Genomic DNA, 16,785 nt, shown 5'->3' with positions numbered 1-16,785 from the left:
GTAGTGTGGTGACAGTGCCGCAGCCTTCTTCCCGTTCCGCCTTTCCGCTTGCCCTTGGGCTCCCGATTGCAGTAGCAACGGGCCTGGTCATTCCGCTTCAAGGAAGGATCAATGGTGCCCTTGGCGCCACACTGAACGACGGCATAGCAGCTGCTGTGGTGAGCTTCACCACAGGCCTGATTCTCATCAGCGCGATTTCGTTGGCGACCCCCAAAGGCAGGGCCGGTCTTCAGCGCATCGTCCCAGCGGTCCGGAACCGCAGCTTTCCCCGTTTTTACGTGATGGCAGGCGCTATCGGTGCGCTGTTCGTTTTTGCCCAATCCTTCACGGTGGCACTGCTCGGCGTGGCACTGTTTACTGTCGCCGCAGTGACGGGGCAGACCCTCAGCGGACTGCTCGTGGACCGCATGGGCATCGGGCCCGGCGGGAAACGCGCCATTACCGGCGTCCGTGTCCTGGGCAGTGTCCTGACCGTTGCCGCCGTCGCGTGGGCTGTTTCGCCGCGGTTCGGGGCTGACGCGGATGTTGCCTCGCTGCTGTTGCCCGTGCTGCTTCCGCTGGCCGCCGGTTTCCTGATGAGCTTCCAGCAGGCCATGAACGGAACCGCAACCGTCCACTACGGGACGCCCGTCGCCGCCACGTTGGTCAACTTCATCGCGGGCTCCGCGATTCTTTGGATCGCCTGGCTCATCAAACTGGCAGTCGCCGGTCCTGGAAATCCGCTTCCGTCGGAGTGGTGGTACTACCTCGGTGGTCCCATGGGCTGCCTTTTCATTGGCCTGGCAGCGCTGCTGGTCCGCAGCCTCGGGGTACTGATCACCGGGCTGGGCATGATTGCGGGCCAGCTGGTGGGCTCTCTGGTGCTCGACGTCGTGATCCCCAGTCCCGGCGCGGTGGTCGCCTTGCCCACGGTGTTGGGAACCGTACTGACGCTTGCCGCGATCATCGTGGCCACCCTGCCCTGGCCCAGGGGAGCTTTCGCACGAAGGGGTGCGGCCAAAGGCCGGTAGGGTAGGAGACAGCAATTTCCCCAACCTCCCCGCCGGGCAACCACGTCCGGAATCCGGGGCTAACCACCGCGGACCGCACCCAGCGGCCCTGTAGAACAAATGGAGTTACCCATGGCAGCAAAATCCGTCCTTGACCAGGTCATTTCCCTCTCCAAGCGGAGGGGCTTTGTCTTCCAGGCCGGTGAAATCTATGGTGGCTCCCGTTCCGCGTGGGATTACGGCCCCTTGGGTGCGGAGCTGAAGGAAAACATCAAGCGCCAGTGGTGGCAGAGCATGGTCCGCGGCCGTGAAGACGTAGTGGGCCTGGACTCCTCGGTCATCCTGCCCCGCCAGGTGTGGGAAGCCTCCGGCCACGTTGAGGTCTTTTCGGATCCGCTGGTGGAATGCCTGTCCTGCCACAAGCGCTACCGCGCCGACCACCTCCTTGAAGAGTTCGAGGAAAAGAAGGGCCGCCCCGCCGAGAACGGCCTCGCGGACATCGTCTGCGCCAACTGCGGCACCCGCGGCCAGTGGACCGAACCCCAGGAATTCTCCGGCCTGCTGAAGACCTTCCTGGGCCCGGTGGCCAGCGAGGAAGGCATGCACTACCTGCGTCCGGAGACCGCGCAGGGTATTTTCGTGAACTTCAACAACGTGCTGACCACTTCCCGGAAGAAGCCGCCGTTCGGCATCGGCCAGATCGGCAAGTCCTTCCGCAACGAGATCACCCCGGGCAACTTCATTTTCCGTACCCGCGAGTTCGAGCAGATGGAAATGGAATTCTTCGTCGAGCCAGGCACGGATGAAGACTGGCACCAGTACTGGATGAAGGAGCGTATGTCCTGGTACACCAACCTGGGCATCCGTGAGGAGAACCTGCGTTTCTTCGAGCACCCGCTGGAGAAGCTCAGCCACTACTCCAAGGGCACCACGGACATCGAATACCGCTTCGGTTTCCAGGGCTCGGAGTGGGGCGAGCTTGAGGGCATCGCCAACCGCACCGACTTTGACCTCTCCACTCACGCCAAGGCTTCCGGCACGGACCTGAGCTACTTCAACCAGGCCACCAATGAGCGGTACACCCCGTACGTTATTGAGCCGGCCGCTGGTTTGACCCGTTCCTTCATGGCCTTCCTGATCGATGCCTACACCGAGGACGAGGCTCCCAACGCCAAGGGCGGCGTGGACGTGCGCACCGTGCTGAAGCTCGACCCCCGCCTCGCGCCGGTCAAGGCTGCAGTCCTGCCGCTGAGCCGCAACGAGGACCTTTCCCCGAAGGCCAAGGCCTTGGGCGCGCAGCTGCGCCAGAACTGGAACATCGACTTCGACGACGCCGGCGCCATCGGCCGCCGTTACCGTCGCCAGGACGAAATCGGTACCCCGTTCTGCATCACCGTGGACTTCGACACCCTCGAAGACCAGGCCGTCACCATCCGCGAGCGCGACACCATGAGCCAGGAACGTGTGTCCCTGGACAAGGTTGAGGGCTACCTGGCCGCACGCCTGATCGGCGCCTGATCGTGGCTTTGGAGTACCGCGAATGGAAGGAGGGCGACGACCTCGCCCTCCTGGAGATCTGGGGTGGTCCGGAAACCCTGCCCGCTGAGCAGTTCCGTGCGGCCTTGGCCCCGTCCAGCAATCAGCCATGGCGGCGTTGCATCGTGGCCGAAGACGTCGTGGACGGTGGGCGCATTCCCGTTGCCGCCGGCGTCGTCCATGAAGCTTCGCTGCACCCGGAACGCCTTTGGGCGTACATCGAGGTTGCCAAGGACCATCGGCGCAGCGGCGTTGGTTCCACCCTCCTGGCGATGCTGCGCCGAGAAGCCGGGGACTCGCCGTCGGGCGTTTCCAAGCTACGCAGCAAAGTGGAACCGGATACTGCCGGCGCGGCATTTGCCGCTGCAGCGGGACTTGCCCCCATCCAGCGTTCGCAACTGGTTGTGGTGGAACCCGAGCCGCTGAAGCTACCCCGTTTCGGGGATGGTTCCGAGGAAGCGGCGTCGGAGCGCGTGGAGGACCTGGCAACAGGTTCGGTGGAGCTCAGCGACGTGGTGGGTAAGTACTACTCTCACGTCCACCACTGGGACAGCCCGGGGGAGCTTAGCATCGCGACGGTCCAGCGTTTGTTCTTGCATGACCTCACGGGCGCCCATGGTGCGATCGTCCTGCGGGCGCCGAAAGCCAGTGCTTTTGGCCAGGGCGTTCCGGCGAGCCGCAAGGGCAAAATCCAGGCGTTTGCCATCAGCTACGCCCAGGGCAACTCGGATGAACCATCGGATGTCTTCCTGGGACACGATCCCAGTCTTTCCGATGGGGACGCGGAAGCGGCAGTGCGTGACCTCCTGGCTCTGATCGCCTACCAGCACCCTGTGCTGCTGGAAGTCGACGAATCGATGACCGCGTTGCGCTCGGTCCTGGGACCACTGTTCGAGTCCGGGAAAGCCCACGTTCGTGGTGCAGATACGTTGATCGTGAGCGACTGACCGGAATCCACGTACGACTTTGGAGCACTGCGAATCCTGTCTGGCCCTGTTTCCAGGGTCAGGCAGGATTCGTTGTTTTCTGGTCCTTATCAGAGGTTCCTGACGCGGCCGAGGCTCAGGAGTAGGTCTATCGACGTAAGCCCCCACGCCGTCACATCCGGGGGGAGAGGCGTGTGGAAAGTCCGGTCTCACGTCTGAATCGATGGTATGCACTATGAACAAGATCGCCCTCGACGGGCTGCGGGAACTGTTGCGTGGGCAACTCGTCACTCCTGAAGATCCTGACTACGACGCAGGACGCGCCGTTTTCAACGCGATGGTGGACAAACGTCCTGCCGGGGTCATCCGTGTAGCGCAGGTCTCCGACGTCATCGCCGGTGTGAACTTTGCCCGCGAGAACTCCATGCCGCTGGCCATCAGGGGCGGCGGGCACAGCGCTCCTGGTTTCGGGACGTGGGACGACGCCCTCGTGTTGGACTTCGTTAATCGCACCGGGGTTCGGGTGGATCCCCAAAATTCCCGGGCCCGGGCGAAGGCGGTACGACCTGGGCCGACTTCAACCACGCCACGCACGCTTTCGGGCTTGCGACCACCGGTGGAATCGTTGGATCCACGGGTGTGGCGGGCCTGACCTTGGGCGGCGGGATCGGGTACCTCGCCAGGAAGTACGGGCTCTCCTGCGACAACCTTGTCTCGGCAGATGTCGTGACGGCAGACGGCAAGTTCCTGATCGCCAGCGAGGAACAGAATGAAGACCTGTTCTGGGCGATCCGGGGTGGCGGAGGCAACTTCGGGGTGGTGACATCCCTTGAGTTCGCACTCCATCCGGTGGATATGGTCCATGCGGGCATCATCATTTACGGCGCGGAGAACATTCCCGCAGTGGCCAGGTTCTACCGTGACTACATAGCTTCCGCACCCGAAGAGCTCGGGGCATTCCTGGGCTTCCATCAAGGGCCTCCTGTGCCTTTCCTCCCCGAAGAGTGGCACGGCAAGGCAGTGTGCGTGGTGGTGGGAATGTGGACGGGAGACCCCGCTGAAGGGGATGCACGCTGGCAGCCATTCCTGGAGGCCGCCCCAGTGGCGGGATCCATGGTGGGACCCATGCCGTACCCGGCGCTGAACGTCGCCTTTGACGGACTCAACCCAAAGGGCATGCAGGGCTATTGGAAGGCCAACTTCCTGCGCGAACTCAACGACGGGGCCATCGCTGCCCACGCCCAATTTGGGGCCACCGTGACCAGCATGAACACCGCCGTCCACGTCTATCCCATCGATGGCGCCGTATCGCGGGTAGCTGTAGAGGACACTGCCTTTGCCCACCGGGACATGAAGTTCTCTCCGGTCATTGCGACCCAGTGGCCCGATCCTGCAGATAACGAAGCCAACATCGCCTGGGCCCGCGCGTACGCGGCCGCATTGGCACCGCACTCGGAGGCTGGTGGATACATCAACTTCATGGACTCGGAGGACCAGAACCGGGTCGCGGACAACTACGGACCCAACTGGGAGAAGTTGGTATCGGTCAAAGCCAAATACGACCCCGACAACCTCTTCCGCGTCAACCAGAACATCCCGCCACGCTGAGCCGGGAGTCCACCGGATCCACGTAGGCTTAAGCCCATGAGGTTTTGCAGCTGATGGGCCACAGTCACTCCCACGGTCATCCTGAGGGTTCGGAACCAACCCCGCAGGCGGTCGCTTCCCGTAAAAGGGCCAACTTGCTGCTGGCGGCAGTCCTGGTTCCCTTGGGCGTGCTCACCCTTGTGGCGATGGTGCTTATGTGGCCCTCGGGCAGCCGGGAAGGGATCAACTTTTCAAGTCCCTACCAGGCGGCCCCGGGGGTCACGTTCGACACCGGCAAGATACAAAGCGTCGTGGTGGAAAGCTGTACCCAGACGGGGCAGTCAGACACGGGCCAGCCCACAACGGGTCAGCCCACCACAGGCCAGAACCAGGCCGGCGGCTCCCAGTGCACCTTTGCCTTCACTGTGCCGGACAAGGGCGGCGAGGCGGTCAAAGTGGTCATCAACCCCGATGTCGCGATGTCCCACGGCGTGGACGTTGGTGACTCCATCCGGTACCTGAATCTTTCGGGCGTGCAAGGCAACACGGCGGGCAGTGGCGCGCCGTCCTACGTTTTCGTCGACTTCGTGCGCAACATCCCCATAGCGGCCCTGGCTGTGCTGTATGCCGTGGTGGTGATCGCGGTGGCCCGTTGGCGCGGTTTCCGTGCGCTCCTGGGCCTGGTGGGAGCCTACTTTGTCCTGGTCAGCTTCATCCTGCCCGGTCTGGTGGAGGGCAAGCCGCCGCTCTTGTTGGCGTTGGTGGGATCCACTGTGATCATGATCGGGGTTCTGTACTTTGCCCATGGGTTCTCGGCAAGGACGTCCACGGCCTTGCTCGGAACCATTTTCGGGCTGGCGATCACGGCGCTCCTGGCGGCGTGGGCCACTGACGCAGCCAACCTGGCCGGTGTGGGCAACCACGATGCTTCCACGCTGGTCAACATGTCACCCCAGATTTCCATTTCCGGAATCATCCTCTGCGGCCTCATCATTTCCGGCCTGGGCGTCCTCAACGACGTCACCATCACCCAATCGTCGGCGGTGTGGGAGCTGTACGAGCTCGCACCCAACACCAGCGCCCGGAAGTTGTTTACTTCTGCCATGAGGATTGGGCGGGACCACATCGCCTCGACGGTCTACACCATCGCGTTTGCCTACGCCGGTGCGGCACTTCCCATTCTGATCATTGTGATGCTGTACGACCGCCCACTGGCAGAGGCTCTCACCAGCGCGGAATTGTCCGAGGAAGTCATCCGCACCCTGGTGGGCTCCATCGGGCTGGTCCTCGCGATTCCGGTCACTACCCTCATCGGTGTCCTGGTGGTCAAAGCCACCGGCATGAAGCGCCTTGCCGCTGCCGGGGGACCGGCCGTAAGTGCCGACGGCCTTGAGGATACCGGCGCGCTGGCCGCGGCCGCCGTCGTCGTCGGTTCCGGGCAGGACGAAACGAACGACGCCGGTGTCCGGCAAGGCGCCACCCCCGAACCGGCTGCCGTGGCCAGGACCGCCCGGCCAGGGAGTCGTCGGGCGCAGCGCGAAGCGGAGCGCCGAAGCAGCGATTGACCGGATGACATTTGTCATGCCGAACCGATGACACCCGCTACGGGTGCGCGGAAGGTTCCCCGGCTTGAATGGGTGTACAAGACCTATTCCAGGGAGAGCAATGACAACACCGGGAGTGCCGGCCGTTCGCGCCGCCGGACTGCATAAGAGTTTTGGCAAGGTCCAGGCGGTGCGCGGCCTGGACCTGACCGTGGAGCAAGGCGAAGTGGTGGCTTTCCTGGGCCCGAACGGTGCTGGTAAGACCACCACCATCGACATGATCCTGGGCCTCAGCGCTCCGGACGCCGGGGCGGTGTCCATCTTCGGGCACGCGCCCCGGGGAGCCATAGCCCGTGGGCAAGTAGCGGCCGTCATGCAGACCGGAGGCCTGCTGCGGGACATCAGCGTCAGGGAAACAGTGCAGCTAACGGCGGCCATGTTCGATTCGGCCCGGCCTGTGGACGAGGTCCTGACCCGCGCAGGAATTCTGGATATTGCCGATCGCCGGGTTGAAAAGTGCTCCGGCGGCCAACAGCAACGGCTGCGTTTCGCCATGGCGCTGGTCTCGGACCCCGGGCTTCTGATCCTGGATGAGCCAACCACCGGAATGGACGTCGCCGGACGCCGCGACTTCTGGTCAGCCATCCGCGCCGACGCTTCGAGGGGGCGAACAGTCATTTTTGCTACCCACTACCTCGAAGAAGCAGACGCCTACGCTGACCGGATCGTGCTGGTGCGCCAAGGGAAAGTGGTTGCCGACGGCACCGCAGCCCAGATCAAGAACCTGGCTTCCGGAAGAACCGTCCGGGCGTCACTTCCCGCCGATGACCGAGTCCTGCTGGCAGGCATGCCTGCGGCCGATCAGGTTGAGTTCGACGGCGGTCGGGTCACCGTCCGCTCTGCCGACTCGGATTCCGTGGTCCGTTTCCTGCTCACCAATACCGGCGCCCATGACCTTGAGGTCGTCGCGAACAACCTTGAGGAAGCCTTCGTTGCCCTCACCGCAGACGAGGCCGGGCCGGCCACGGCCCCCACGGCCATGGAAGGGGACCGGATATGAGCCAGGGAACAGCAATTCAGGACCGCAAGCCCTCCGCGGGCGGCGTCAACGCCACATTCCTCTGGATTGAGATTAAACGCATGCTCCGCAACCGGCGGACCATCATGTTCACGGTGCTCATGCCGGCGATCTTCTTTTTCATCTTCGGCTTGTCCAACAAGAACCAGCAACTGCCCAATGGACACAGCTACGGGCAGTACATCCTGATCAGCCTCACCGTCTATGCGGCCATGACCGCAGCCACGGGTGCGGGCAGCCAGGTGGCCGTGGAACGTGCCCAGGGCTGGAGCAGGCAGTTGCGCCTCACACCCCTGTTGCCCGGTGCATACATAGCCGTCAAGGCCGCGGCCGCGCTGACCCTCTCCTTGGTTGCAGTGATCGCCCAGTTCGTGATCGGTGCCCTCGCCGGGGTGACCATGGACGCCCAGACATGGCTGACCGCCGGCCTGGTGGCCTGGGTGGGTTCCTTGGTATTCGCCGCACTCGGTCTCTTCGTGGGTTACCTCATGCCAAGCCAGAACGTCATGCAGATCCTGGGCCCGGCCCTGGCCATCCTGGCCATGCTCGGAGGGCTCTTCATGCCGATTGAGATCATGGGCGATACCTTTGGTGCCATCGCCAAATTCACCCCCGCCTACGGGATCGGACAGCTGGCACGAAGCCCCATCACCGGGGAGTTCGATGCCCTGTGGATCGTGAACGTCCTGGTCTGGCTGGCGATATTCGTGGGCGGGGCAGCCATGGCCTTCCGTCGCGACACCAACCGTGTCTGAGCCGCTGGGCCGTGACTAAGGTGGGATCCATGAGCAGCCCGTCCTTGTGGGAAACACTCCGGGGTCCAGGTCCCCGAAAATGGTTCATCGGCGCAGCGTTCTCCATCGTGTTGTGGGCCTGGCCCACCTGGAACCTCGTATGGTCCGTGGACGAGCCCGTGAGCTGGAAGGTTCTCGCCTCGGCGTCGTTGGTGGCCTTCTTTGCGGCTTACGCACTCTTGCCCATGATGAGCCGGGGACGGAACGCCCGCACGGGTTTGGCCTGCGTCACGATCCTCCTGGCCCTGAATGGACTCGTCATCCTGCTGGTGGGCAAGGAAGCACTGTGGACCTGGCCCTTCCTTGCGTGCGCCATTGGAATGACCACGCTGCCGCCCCGCGTCGACTTCGCCTTGATCATGGCACTGTCCGGTATTTCCCTGGCCTCCGAACTGGCAGAGGGCAGCCCGGAGCAGGCATTCTTCCAGCCGGCGCTGATCCTGTCCCTCGGCTTCATGATGTCCTCGTTCGCGCGCCTGATCCGCCAGACAACAGCGCTGCGGGCCGCCCAGACAGAACTCGCAGACGCCGCGGTGGCCGCCGAACGCAGCCGGGTTGCCCGGGACATGCACGACATCCTTGGGCATTCCCTGACCGTCATAGCCGTCAAGGCGGAGTTGGCGGGCCGCCTGATGGAAGCAACCTCTGACAGCCCGGCAAAGGACAGGGCAGTAGGGGAAATCGGCGAAGTCCAGGAGCTTGCCCGTGGTGCGCTCGCCGACGTCCGGGCCACGGTGGCCGGATACCGCGGGGTCAACGTCCTTGCCGAACTTGCGGCGGCGAGGACCGCCTTGGAATCGGCCGGCATCCAAGCCGACCTTCCCCGGACAGTGGAGCAGGTGCCGGCCAAGTATCGGGAACTGTTCGGCTGGGTGCTGCGGGAAGGCGTCACGAACGTTGTGCGGCATTCAGGCGCCGTCCAGTGCCGGGTCCGGTTGACGGCGTCGACCGTCCTGGTGGAGGACGACGGCGTGGGGCCGGGGCCGGGCGTCCCCGGCAGCGGGTTGGCAGGGATCCGGGAGCGTGCCGCCACGGCCGGCGGAACGGTAAGTATTGGTGCGAGCGACCTGGGAGGGTTCAGATTGGCCGTTGACGTATGAGCATTCGATTGGTGATCGCGGACGACCAAGCCTTGGTCCGGGGTGCCCTCGCTGCCTTGTTGGGCCTTGAAGCGGACATCGAAGTAGTGGCTGAGCTGGGGGATGGGACCGGTGTGGTTGCGGCCGTGGTGGAGCATGCGGCTGACGTGGCCATGCTGGATGTCGAAATGCCGGGCCTGGACGGTATTTCCGCAGCGGCCGCCGTTCGCCGTGCGGCACCGTCGTGCCACGTCCTGATGGTCACGACGTTCGGCAGGCCGGGATATCTCAGGAGGGCCATGCAGGCCGGAGCATCCGGGTTCGTGGTCAAGGACACCCCGGCGCGTCAGCTGGCCGAGGCGGTTCGGCGGGTGCACCAAGGGCTGCGGGTGGTGGACCCTTCGCTTGCAGCCGAGTCGTTGATGTCGGGAGACAGTCCGTTGACCGAACGCGAGGCGGAGGTGCTGAAGGCGGCGTCCGACGGCGGTACGGTGGCCGATATCTCCAAGGCCGCGATGCTTTCCGAAGGCACGGTCCGGAACTATCTCTCGGCGGCCATGGCCAAGACCGGTGGGCGGACGCGGGCCGAAGCCGTGCGGTTGGCCCATGAGAACGGGTGGCTTCTCTAAGGGCCCGCCTCCCCGATTTGCCCGCGTTTGCAACAATGGATGGGTGACTGTAGTAGCAACGCCCCCCGCACCGAAGCTCGAGCTCCCGCCTTTGAAGCTCGGCGGGATCACCGTGGACACCCCGGTGATCCTTGCCCCGATGGCCGGGATCACCAACTCAGCCTTCCGCAGGCTCTGCCGTGAATACGGCGGCGGCCTGTATGTGGCAGAGATGGTGACCTCCCGTGCCCTGGTGGAACGGACACCGGAATCGTTGCGCATCATTTCCCACGATGATGACGAGAAGGTCCGCTCCGTGCAGCTGTACGGGGTGGATCCTGTGACAGTGGGCGCGGCAGTCCGGATGCTGGTAGAGGAAGACCGCGCCGACCACATCGACCTCAATTTTGGCTGCCCGGTTCCCAAGGTCACCCGGCGAGGCGGCGGTTCCGCCCTGCCCTGGAAAATTGATCTCTTCACGTCCATCGTCCAGACGGCGGTCCGGGAAGCGTCAAAGGGAGATATTCCGCTCACCATCAAGATGCGCAAGGGCATCGATGATGACCACCTGACGTACCTAGACGCCGGCCGCATCGCCCGCGATTCCGGCGTGGCTGCCGTTGCCCTGCACGGGCGCACCGCCGCCCAGTTCTACTCCGGACAGGCCGACTGGTCAGCCATCGCCCGGCTCCGCGAAGCACTTCCCGACATCCCGGTCCTGGGCAACGGCGACATCTGGTCAGCGGAAGACGCCGTCCGCATGGTCCGTGAAACCGGTGTGGACGGCGTGGTGGTGGGCCGTGGTTGCCAGGGCCGGCCCTGGCTCTTCGGCGATCTGCAGGCAGCCTTTGAAGGCAGCGAAGAGCGGCACCGCCCTGGACTGCGTGAAGTTGCCGAGGGTGTCTACCGGCACGCGGAACTGATGGTTGAGACGTTCGGCAACGACGAATACAAAGCCCTGCGCGAGATCCGCAAGCACATGGCCTGGTACTTCAAGGGATATGTGGTGGGCAGCGAACTGCGCACCAAACTCGCCACCGTCCCCACCCTTGAAGTCCTCCGCGGATACCTCGACGAACTGGACATGGACTCGCCTTATCCTGGCGTCGATTCCGAGGGCCCCCGAGGCCGGGCGGGCTCGCCCAAGAAGCCTGCCCTCCCCAAGGATTGGCTGGAAAGCCGTCAGCTGAACGCGGAACAGAGCGCCGATATCTCGGCCGCGGAGCTGGACGTGTCGGGCGGCTAGCCTCACACGTGTAAGACTGGCTCAAGAAGCACCACAACAGGCGCTTGAAGGAGGCAGATACCCATGGGAACCGAAGCGATGATTGGCCATAACGGAACCGCACACGATTACGTGCAGGCAATTCCCGGCTACGTCGACGCCGATTCCGCGCGTTGGGTCGAAGAACCCCGCAAGAGCAATTACCGCTCGGACTTCGAACGGGACCGGGCCAGGGTCCTGCATTCCTCGGCCCTGCGCAGGCTCGGCGCCAAGACCCAGGTCGTGGCTCCTGACACCGACGACTTTGTGCGCACCAGACTGACCCACAGCCTCGAAGTGGCACAGGTGGGCCGCGAGCTGGGGCGCTCCCTGGGGTGCGACCCCGACGTCGTGGACACCGCGTGCCTCAGCCACGACCTCGGCCACCCGCCCTTCGGCCACAACGGCGAGTCCGCGCTCAACGAAGTGGCGCACACCATCGGCGGGTTCGAAGGCAATGCGCAGACTCTGCGGTTACTGACCCGGTTAGAACCCAAGGTGCTGGCCGAGGACGGCCGCCCAGCGGGCCTGAACCTCACCCGCGCAAGCCTGGACGCGGCGTCCAAATACCCGTGGTCAGCCGTGGACGCCCCCGTCATCCACGGGCACCGCACCAGTAAGTTTGGCGCCTACGAGGACGACCTTCCTGTGTTCGAATGGCTCCGTGAGGGTGCGCCCGGAAACCGTTCCTGCATCGAAGCGCAGGTCATGGACCTCGCAGACGATATCTCCTACTCGGTCCACGACGTGGAGGACGCGATCGTTGCCGGCCACTTCCAGTTGAAGTGGATGGAGAACCCCGACCACCGTGCACGGGTGGTGGGATACACCAAGCAGTGGTACCTGCCGCACCACGATCCCGCGGAGATCGACGCTGCCCTGGCCCGGCTCGAAGCCACCAAGGTGTGGGTCCGTGAAGCCGACGGCAGCCGGAAGTCGATGGCGGCGCTGAAGGACATGACCAGCCAGCTGATTGGCCGGTTCTGCCAGAGCGCCATGGAGACAACCCGCGGACATTTCGGGCCCGCCAACCTGACCCGGTACGACGCCGAACTCATGGTCCCGGATGAAACGGTGGCGGAGATCGCTGTCCTCAAGGGCCTGGCCACCACTTTCGTGATTTCCACGGACCACCGCCAGCCGGTGTACGAGCGTCAACGCGAGGTTCTCCACGCGCTGGTGGGCGTCCTGAACGCTACAGGCGACCGGCACCTGGAGCCGATGTTCGCGTCCGACTGGCGTGACGCCGTCGACGACGGCGCCCGGCTTCGTGTGGTGATCGACCAGGTGGCCTCACTGACCGATGCCTCTGCCTTGGCCATGTACGAGCGCCTGGTGGGCAGCCTGCCGTCACTCTGGTGAAGCCGGGAGCCCACGGCCGAGCGACTAGGATGGTGACGTGGCTGGCCTGATCAAACGTGAAGATATCGACGAAGTACGCCAGCGCACGGATATCAAGGAAGTCGTTGACGGTTACGTCACCTTGAAGGGCGCCGGGCTGGGCAGTTTCAAGGGACTGTGCCCCTTCCACGACGAACGTTCGCCCTCCTTTACCGTCCGACCGCAAGTGGGCCGGTACCACTGCTTCGGCTGCGGCGAGGACGGCGACGCCATCTCCTTCATCCAGAAGATGGACCACAGCTCGTTCCATGAAGCTGTTGAGAAACTCGCTGCCAGGATCGGGTACGAGCTTCGCTACGAAGACGGCGGAACAGGGCCAAGCCGCGAGGAAGTCGGCAAGCGGCAACGGTTGCTGGACGCCCACAAGATCGCTGACGAGTTCTTCCGTGCCCAACTGTTGACGCCCGGGGCGGCCGAGGGCCGCAATTTCCTGGACGGTCGCGGCTTTGACCGCGCCGCTGCTGAGCACTTTGGCGTCGGGTACGCCCCTCAGGGTTGGGACGCGCTGCTGAAACATTTGCGTGGTCGGGGCTTCACCGACGCGGAGCTGAAACTCACCGGCATGTTTTCCGAGGGCAACCGCGGTATTTATGACCGCTTCCGCGGGCGGCTGATCTGGCCAATCCGCGATATCGCGGGGGACACCATCGGCTTTGGTGCGCGCAAGCTCTACGAAGACGACCAGGGTCCCAAGTACCTGAACACCCCCGAAACCGCGCTCTACAAGAAGTCCCAGGTCCTGTACGGCATCGACATCGCCAAGAAGAATGTCGCCAAGGAACGGCAACTGGTGGTGGTGGAAGGCTACACGGACGTCATGGCCTGCCACCTGTCGGGAGTAACGACGGCGGTGGCCACCTGCGGTACTGCTTTCGGTACCGAGCACATCAAGATCGCACGTCGCCTGATTTCAGACGACGGGACCGGTGGGGAAGTGGTGTTCACCTTCGACGGCGACGCGGCCGGCCAAAAAGCGGCCCTGCGGGCCTTCGAAGAGGACCAGCGGTTCCAGGCACAAACTTACGTTGCCGTTGAACCCAGCGGCGCCGACCCCTGCGACCTCCGCCAGCTCAAAGGCGACGCCGCTGTCAGGGATTTGATCCTCAGCCGCAAGCCACTGTTCGAATTCGCCATCAAGGCATCCCTGCGCCGGCACAACCTCGACACCGTGGAGGGCCGCGTGGCAGCACTGCGGGAGGCTGCTCCGGTGGTCGCGCAGATCCGCGACTCGGCCACGAGGCCCGGCTACACCCGCGAACTTGCGGGCTGGCTCGGGATGCCCATCGAGGAGGTCAGCCGGTACGTTGGTGCCGCCATCAAGCGCGGTGGACCTGTCAGTGGCGCGCCAGGCGGCAACGAACAGCCGACGACGGCGGCAGCCCCGCCGTCGTCCGGTCCTGTTTTCCAGCGTCCCGACCCGCGGGACCCCGTTGCGGGCATGGAGCGCCAAGCTTTGGAGGTCGTCCTCCAGGATCCCGCCGTACTGGGCGGCGGAGCGTGGGAACGTTTCGAGGCCTCGCACTTCTCCACCCCTGCGTATGGTGCGGTCCATGCGGCCATCAGGGCCACGGGCCTGGCGCACGCAGGGGATCCTGTGGCGTGGGTGGAGCAGATCCGCCAGGAAGTTCCCGAGCCGCTGCGGTCGTTGGTCTCGGAACTTGCAGTAACACCGTTGCCGGCCAGCACTCCGGAGGCCATGCAGCGGTATTGCCGGGACATCCTGGCGCGGCTCTTTGAACTCCAGATCACCCGGATCAAAGCGGACAAGATGGGCCAGCTCCAGCGGCTCGATGCCGCGTCCAACCCCGAGGAGTTCCAGCGCCTGAACCGGGAGCTGATGCAGCTGGAGATGGAGCGCAGGGCGCTCCGGGCGGACGGCTGAGGGCTCGATTTCGTTTTCCAGCGAGGCCCTGTTAAGCTAGTAACCGCTTCATTCCTCCGTAGCTCAATTGGCAGAGCATTCGACTGTTAATCGAAGGGTTACTGGTTCAAGTCCAGTCGGAGGAGCGCGCAATACCCCCGTTCCGGTCAGCCGGTACGGGGGTATTTTTTATACCCCGGGTGGGTATCTTGCGCCGATTTCGCATTGGGTAAAACCTTTGCTAAAGTCATAGGCGCTTCATTCCTCCGTAGCTCAATTGGCAGAGCATTCGACTGTTAATCGAAGGGTTACTGGTTCAAGTCCAGTCGGAGGAGCATCAGGACCCCGTGCCGGCTTAAAGCTGGTGCGGGGTCCGCCTTTTTTCAGACGAAATCCATTTCCACCTGCAGGAAGCGGGCAGCTTCAGCCACCGCCGCCACAAAAGATTCCTGCTCGGTGGGCGGGGTCCTGGGTTCGCGGGGATGCCATTCGTGTGGAGCGGAATAGACCCGGGTGAAGCCCCCTCCAGAAGGCGCATAGAAGATGCCGAACCTTTGGACAGGCCACTCAGGCGAGGTTTCAGGGGCAACGAGCAACGCGGCGTCGGTTTCCGGGTTGTACCACTGGGCAATGGGTCTCCGGCGATCGTCCGTGAAGAGTCCCGCAGCGTAAAGGGCTGCCGACTGCGGACTGGTCACTGAACACAGCCGATCCCACCACAGGGGCAGGATGCGGTCATCCCGCCGCTGCCATGGTGCCGGAAGCGGCTGCAGTTCTTGCCAATGTGGCACATCTCAATTTTATCGTCCGGGAGGTGCCCGGAAAAGGGCTAACGGGACAGCCCGAGTCGGGGATAGAGGACTTCGAAGCCCTTGGCGAGGCCCTCGTTCAGGGCTATTCCCACGTGTCCGCCATTAGGCACCTCGTAGTAGGTGACAGACATCCCGGAAGCCTGGGCCGCAGCGGAGACGGCCTTGGCCGCCGCCACATAGTTCAGGTCATCGGAGCCGGCCGTGAAGACGGCTGTCGTATCCGGAAATTTCTTGCCGTTCATGATGTTGATGGGCTTCTGTGCCTCATAGTCGGCCTGGTTACCGCCGAAGATCTCAGCCAGGTTGCCGGCAGGGTCCTCAGCCCCGGGAAACTCTTCGCCCGAAATGTCCACGACGTTGCCCCACATGCCGGGGTACTTGAGTGCGAACGAGATCGCGCACTGGCCTCCGTTGGAGTACCCGGCAATGGTCCAATGGTCGCGGTCGGTAAGGATGTTCAGGTTGGCCTTGGCCCAATTGACGACGTCCTCGTTGATGTACTTCTGCACGTTCCCGTACTTGGCGGTATCCAGGCAGAGCGTGTCATCCTGATCCGGGCCGATTTGGTCGGCAACGATGGCGATCGGAGCCAGGCCGTTGTTCTGTGCCGCGAACTCTTCCAAGGCCCCAGCGACGTATTGCGGATCAGGGAGCCCCGGTTGGCCCATCATCAGGACAAACAGGGGCAGCTTGGGCGGATTCTTTGTCAAAGCTGCAGGAGGCAGGTAGATCCCCGCCGGACGTGCGTTGAACCCCGACGCCGTGGCGGGGATGACCTCAGTGCCGACTTTGCCCTGGGCGGGCATGTCTGCCGGCGGTTTCCAGTTTTGCCACAGGGGACCGGCCGGATTGGAGGCGTCCGGGTCGGGTTTGCTCAGGTGGATCGCGCCTTCGGTGGAAATACCCAGCGCCGAACCCAACGTCTTGTTCAGGCCGAACTCGGTATTGATGCCCAGCGCCGCCACCAAGGCGAACACGGGGATGGATACAGCTGCCACCGCCTTGCGCCAGGGCCGGCTATGACGGAAGCTCACGGCGGCCAGACCCAGCCCGCCGAAGCAAGCCAGGGCCCAGAACCATACCCGTGGCGTGAGTCCAACGTGGAAAACATCCATGACGTCTTCCACGATCCAGACCGTCAACCAGCCCACCAGGACGGCGACGGCGACAGCGAGCACGGCAGTGAGGGCCCACCGGGCCGATGGCTTGAGGAAAAGTACCAGGAAAAAGGCAAAGCCGATCAGTGCAGCCGTTGTCATCACGACAGGACCGCTGATGTCGATCTTCAGGATGGTATTCATGTTCG

Annotated in this window: 14 protein-coding genes, 2 tRNA genes and 1 pseudogene; 15 read left to right on the top strand and 2 right to left on the bottom strand. The window is 63.9% G+C overall.

Going from position 1 to position 16,785, the window contains the following annotated elements; all coding sequences use genetic code 11:
- The first annotated feature begins 5 nt into the window (after positions 1-5).
- The 15 genes and pseudogenes from ACNQOP_RS09060 to ACNQOP_RS08990 all read left to right on the top strand — a co-directional run bounded on the left by ACNQOP_RS09060 (position 6) and on the right by ACNQOP_RS08990 (position 15,002).
- A complete protein-coding gene (locus tag ACNQOP_RS09060) occupies positions 6-1,010 on the top strand; it encodes a DMT family transporter (RefSeq protein WP_284986223.1) in 1,005 nt (334 codons plus the stop codon).
- Positions 1,011-1,121: 111 nt separating this feature from the next.
- Complete coding sequence (locus tag ACNQOP_RS09055) at positions 1,122-2,507, top strand: glycine--tRNA ligase (RefSeq protein ID WP_416404232.1); 1,386 nt, start codon at positions 1,122-1,124, stop codon at positions 2,505-2,507.
- Between the two features lie 2 nt (positions 2,508-2,509).
- Positions 2,510-3,472, top strand: coding sequence for a GNAT family N-acetyltransferase (locus tag ACNQOP_RS09050; RefSeq protein WP_349469570.1), 963 nt, complete (start codon positions 2,510-2,512; stop codon positions 3,470-3,472).
- 202 nt (positions 3,473-3,674) lie between these two features.
- Positions 3,675-4,141: pseudogene (locus ACNQOP_RS09045) on the top strand (FAD-binding oxidoreductase); the annotation flags it as partial.
- A 165-nt stretch (positions 4,142-4,306) separates the two neighbouring features.
- Complete coding sequence (locus tag ACNQOP_RS09040; protein ID WP_416404396.1) at positions 4,307-5,059, top strand: BBE domain-containing protein; 753 nt, start codon at positions 4,307-4,309, stop codon at positions 5,057-5,059.
- 53 nt (positions 5,060-5,112) lie between these two features.
- Positions 5,113-6,603, top strand: a complete 1,491-nt coding sequence (locus ACNQOP_RS09035; RefSeq protein ID WP_257368490.1) for a YibE/F family protein — start codon at positions 5,113-5,115, stop codon at positions 6,601-6,603.
- 100 nt (positions 6,604-6,703) lie between these two features.
- Positions 6,704-7,642, top strand: coding sequence for an ABC transporter ATP-binding protein (locus tag ACNQOP_RS09030; RefSeq protein WP_416404231.1), 939 nt, complete (start codon positions 6,704-6,706; stop codon positions 7,640-7,642).
- Positions 7,639-8,415, top strand: a complete 777-nt coding sequence (locus ACNQOP_RS09025; RefSeq protein ID WP_235519641.1) for an ABC transporter permease — start codon at positions 7,639-7,641, stop codon at positions 8,413-8,415. Before ACNQOP_RS09030 ends, ACNQOP_RS09025 begins: the two co-directional genes overlap by 4 nt.
- Before the next feature lie 29 nt (positions 8,416-8,444).
- Positions 8,445-9,554: a sensor histidine kinase gene (locus ACNQOP_RS09020; protein WP_416404229.1), complete on the top strand. Its 1,110-nt coding sequence runs from the start codon at positions 8,445-8,447 to the stop codon at positions 9,552-9,554.
- Positions 9,551-10,162, top strand: a complete 612-nt coding sequence (locus ACNQOP_RS09015) for a response regulator (RefSeq protein WP_235519644.1) — start codon at positions 9,551-9,553, stop codon at positions 10,160-10,162. Before ACNQOP_RS09020 ends, ACNQOP_RS09015 begins: the two co-directional genes overlap by 4 nt.
- A gap of 43 nt (positions 10,163-10,205) precedes the next feature.
- Complete coding sequence (dusB, locus tag ACNQOP_RS09010) at positions 10,206-11,387, top strand: tRNA dihydrouridine synthase DusB (RefSeq protein WP_235519645.1); 1,182 nt, start codon at positions 10,206-10,208, stop codon at positions 11,385-11,387.
- Between the two features lie 63 nt (positions 11,388-11,450).
- Positions 11,451-12,767, top strand: a complete 1,317-nt coding sequence (locus tag ACNQOP_RS09005; RefSeq protein WP_257368484.1) for a deoxyguanosinetriphosphate triphosphohydrolase — start codon at positions 11,451-11,453, stop codon at positions 12,765-12,767.
- A gap of 37 nt (positions 12,768-12,804) precedes the next feature.
- The gene (gene dnaG, locus ACNQOP_RS09000; protein WP_416404226.1) at positions 12,805-14,688 is read left to right on the top strand and encodes a DNA primase; all 1,884 of its coding nucleotides are present in this window, start codon (positions 12,805-12,807) and stop codon (positions 14,686-14,688) included.
- A gap of 52 nt (positions 14,689-14,740) precedes the next feature.
- A tRNA-Asn gene (locus tag ACNQOP_RS08995) sits at positions 14,741-14,813 on the top strand.
- Positions 14,814-14,929: 116 nt separating this feature from the next.
- Positions 14,930-15,002 (top strand) — tRNA-Asn (locus tag ACNQOP_RS08990).
- Between the two features lie 48 nt (positions 15,003-15,050).
- On the opposite strand, the gene ACNQOP_RS08985 is transcribed toward ACNQOP_RS08990, so the two are convergent.
- Both ACNQOP_RS08985 and ACNQOP_RS08980 read right to left on the bottom strand, forming a co-directional pair.
- Positions 15,051-15,458, bottom strand: a complete 408-nt coding sequence (locus ACNQOP_RS08985) for a hypothetical protein (RefSeq protein WP_284987921.1) — start codon at positions 15,456-15,458, stop codon at positions 15,051-15,053.
- 38 nt (positions 15,459-15,496) lie between these two features.
- Positions 15,497-16,780: an alpha/beta hydrolase gene (locus ACNQOP_RS08980; protein WP_416404224.1), complete on the bottom strand. Its 1,284-nt coding sequence runs from the start codon at positions 16,778-16,780 to the stop codon at positions 15,497-15,499.
- Between the last annotated feature and the right edge of the window lie 5 nt (positions 16,781-16,785).

Origin of the sequence: Arthrobacter sp. LFS091 (assembly GCF_047977885.1) — a bacterium.
GTDB lineage: Bacteria > Actinomycetota > Actinomycetes > Actinomycetales > Micrococcaceae > Arthrobacter.
This window is presented reverse-complemented; position numbering and strand designations above follow the sequence as displayed.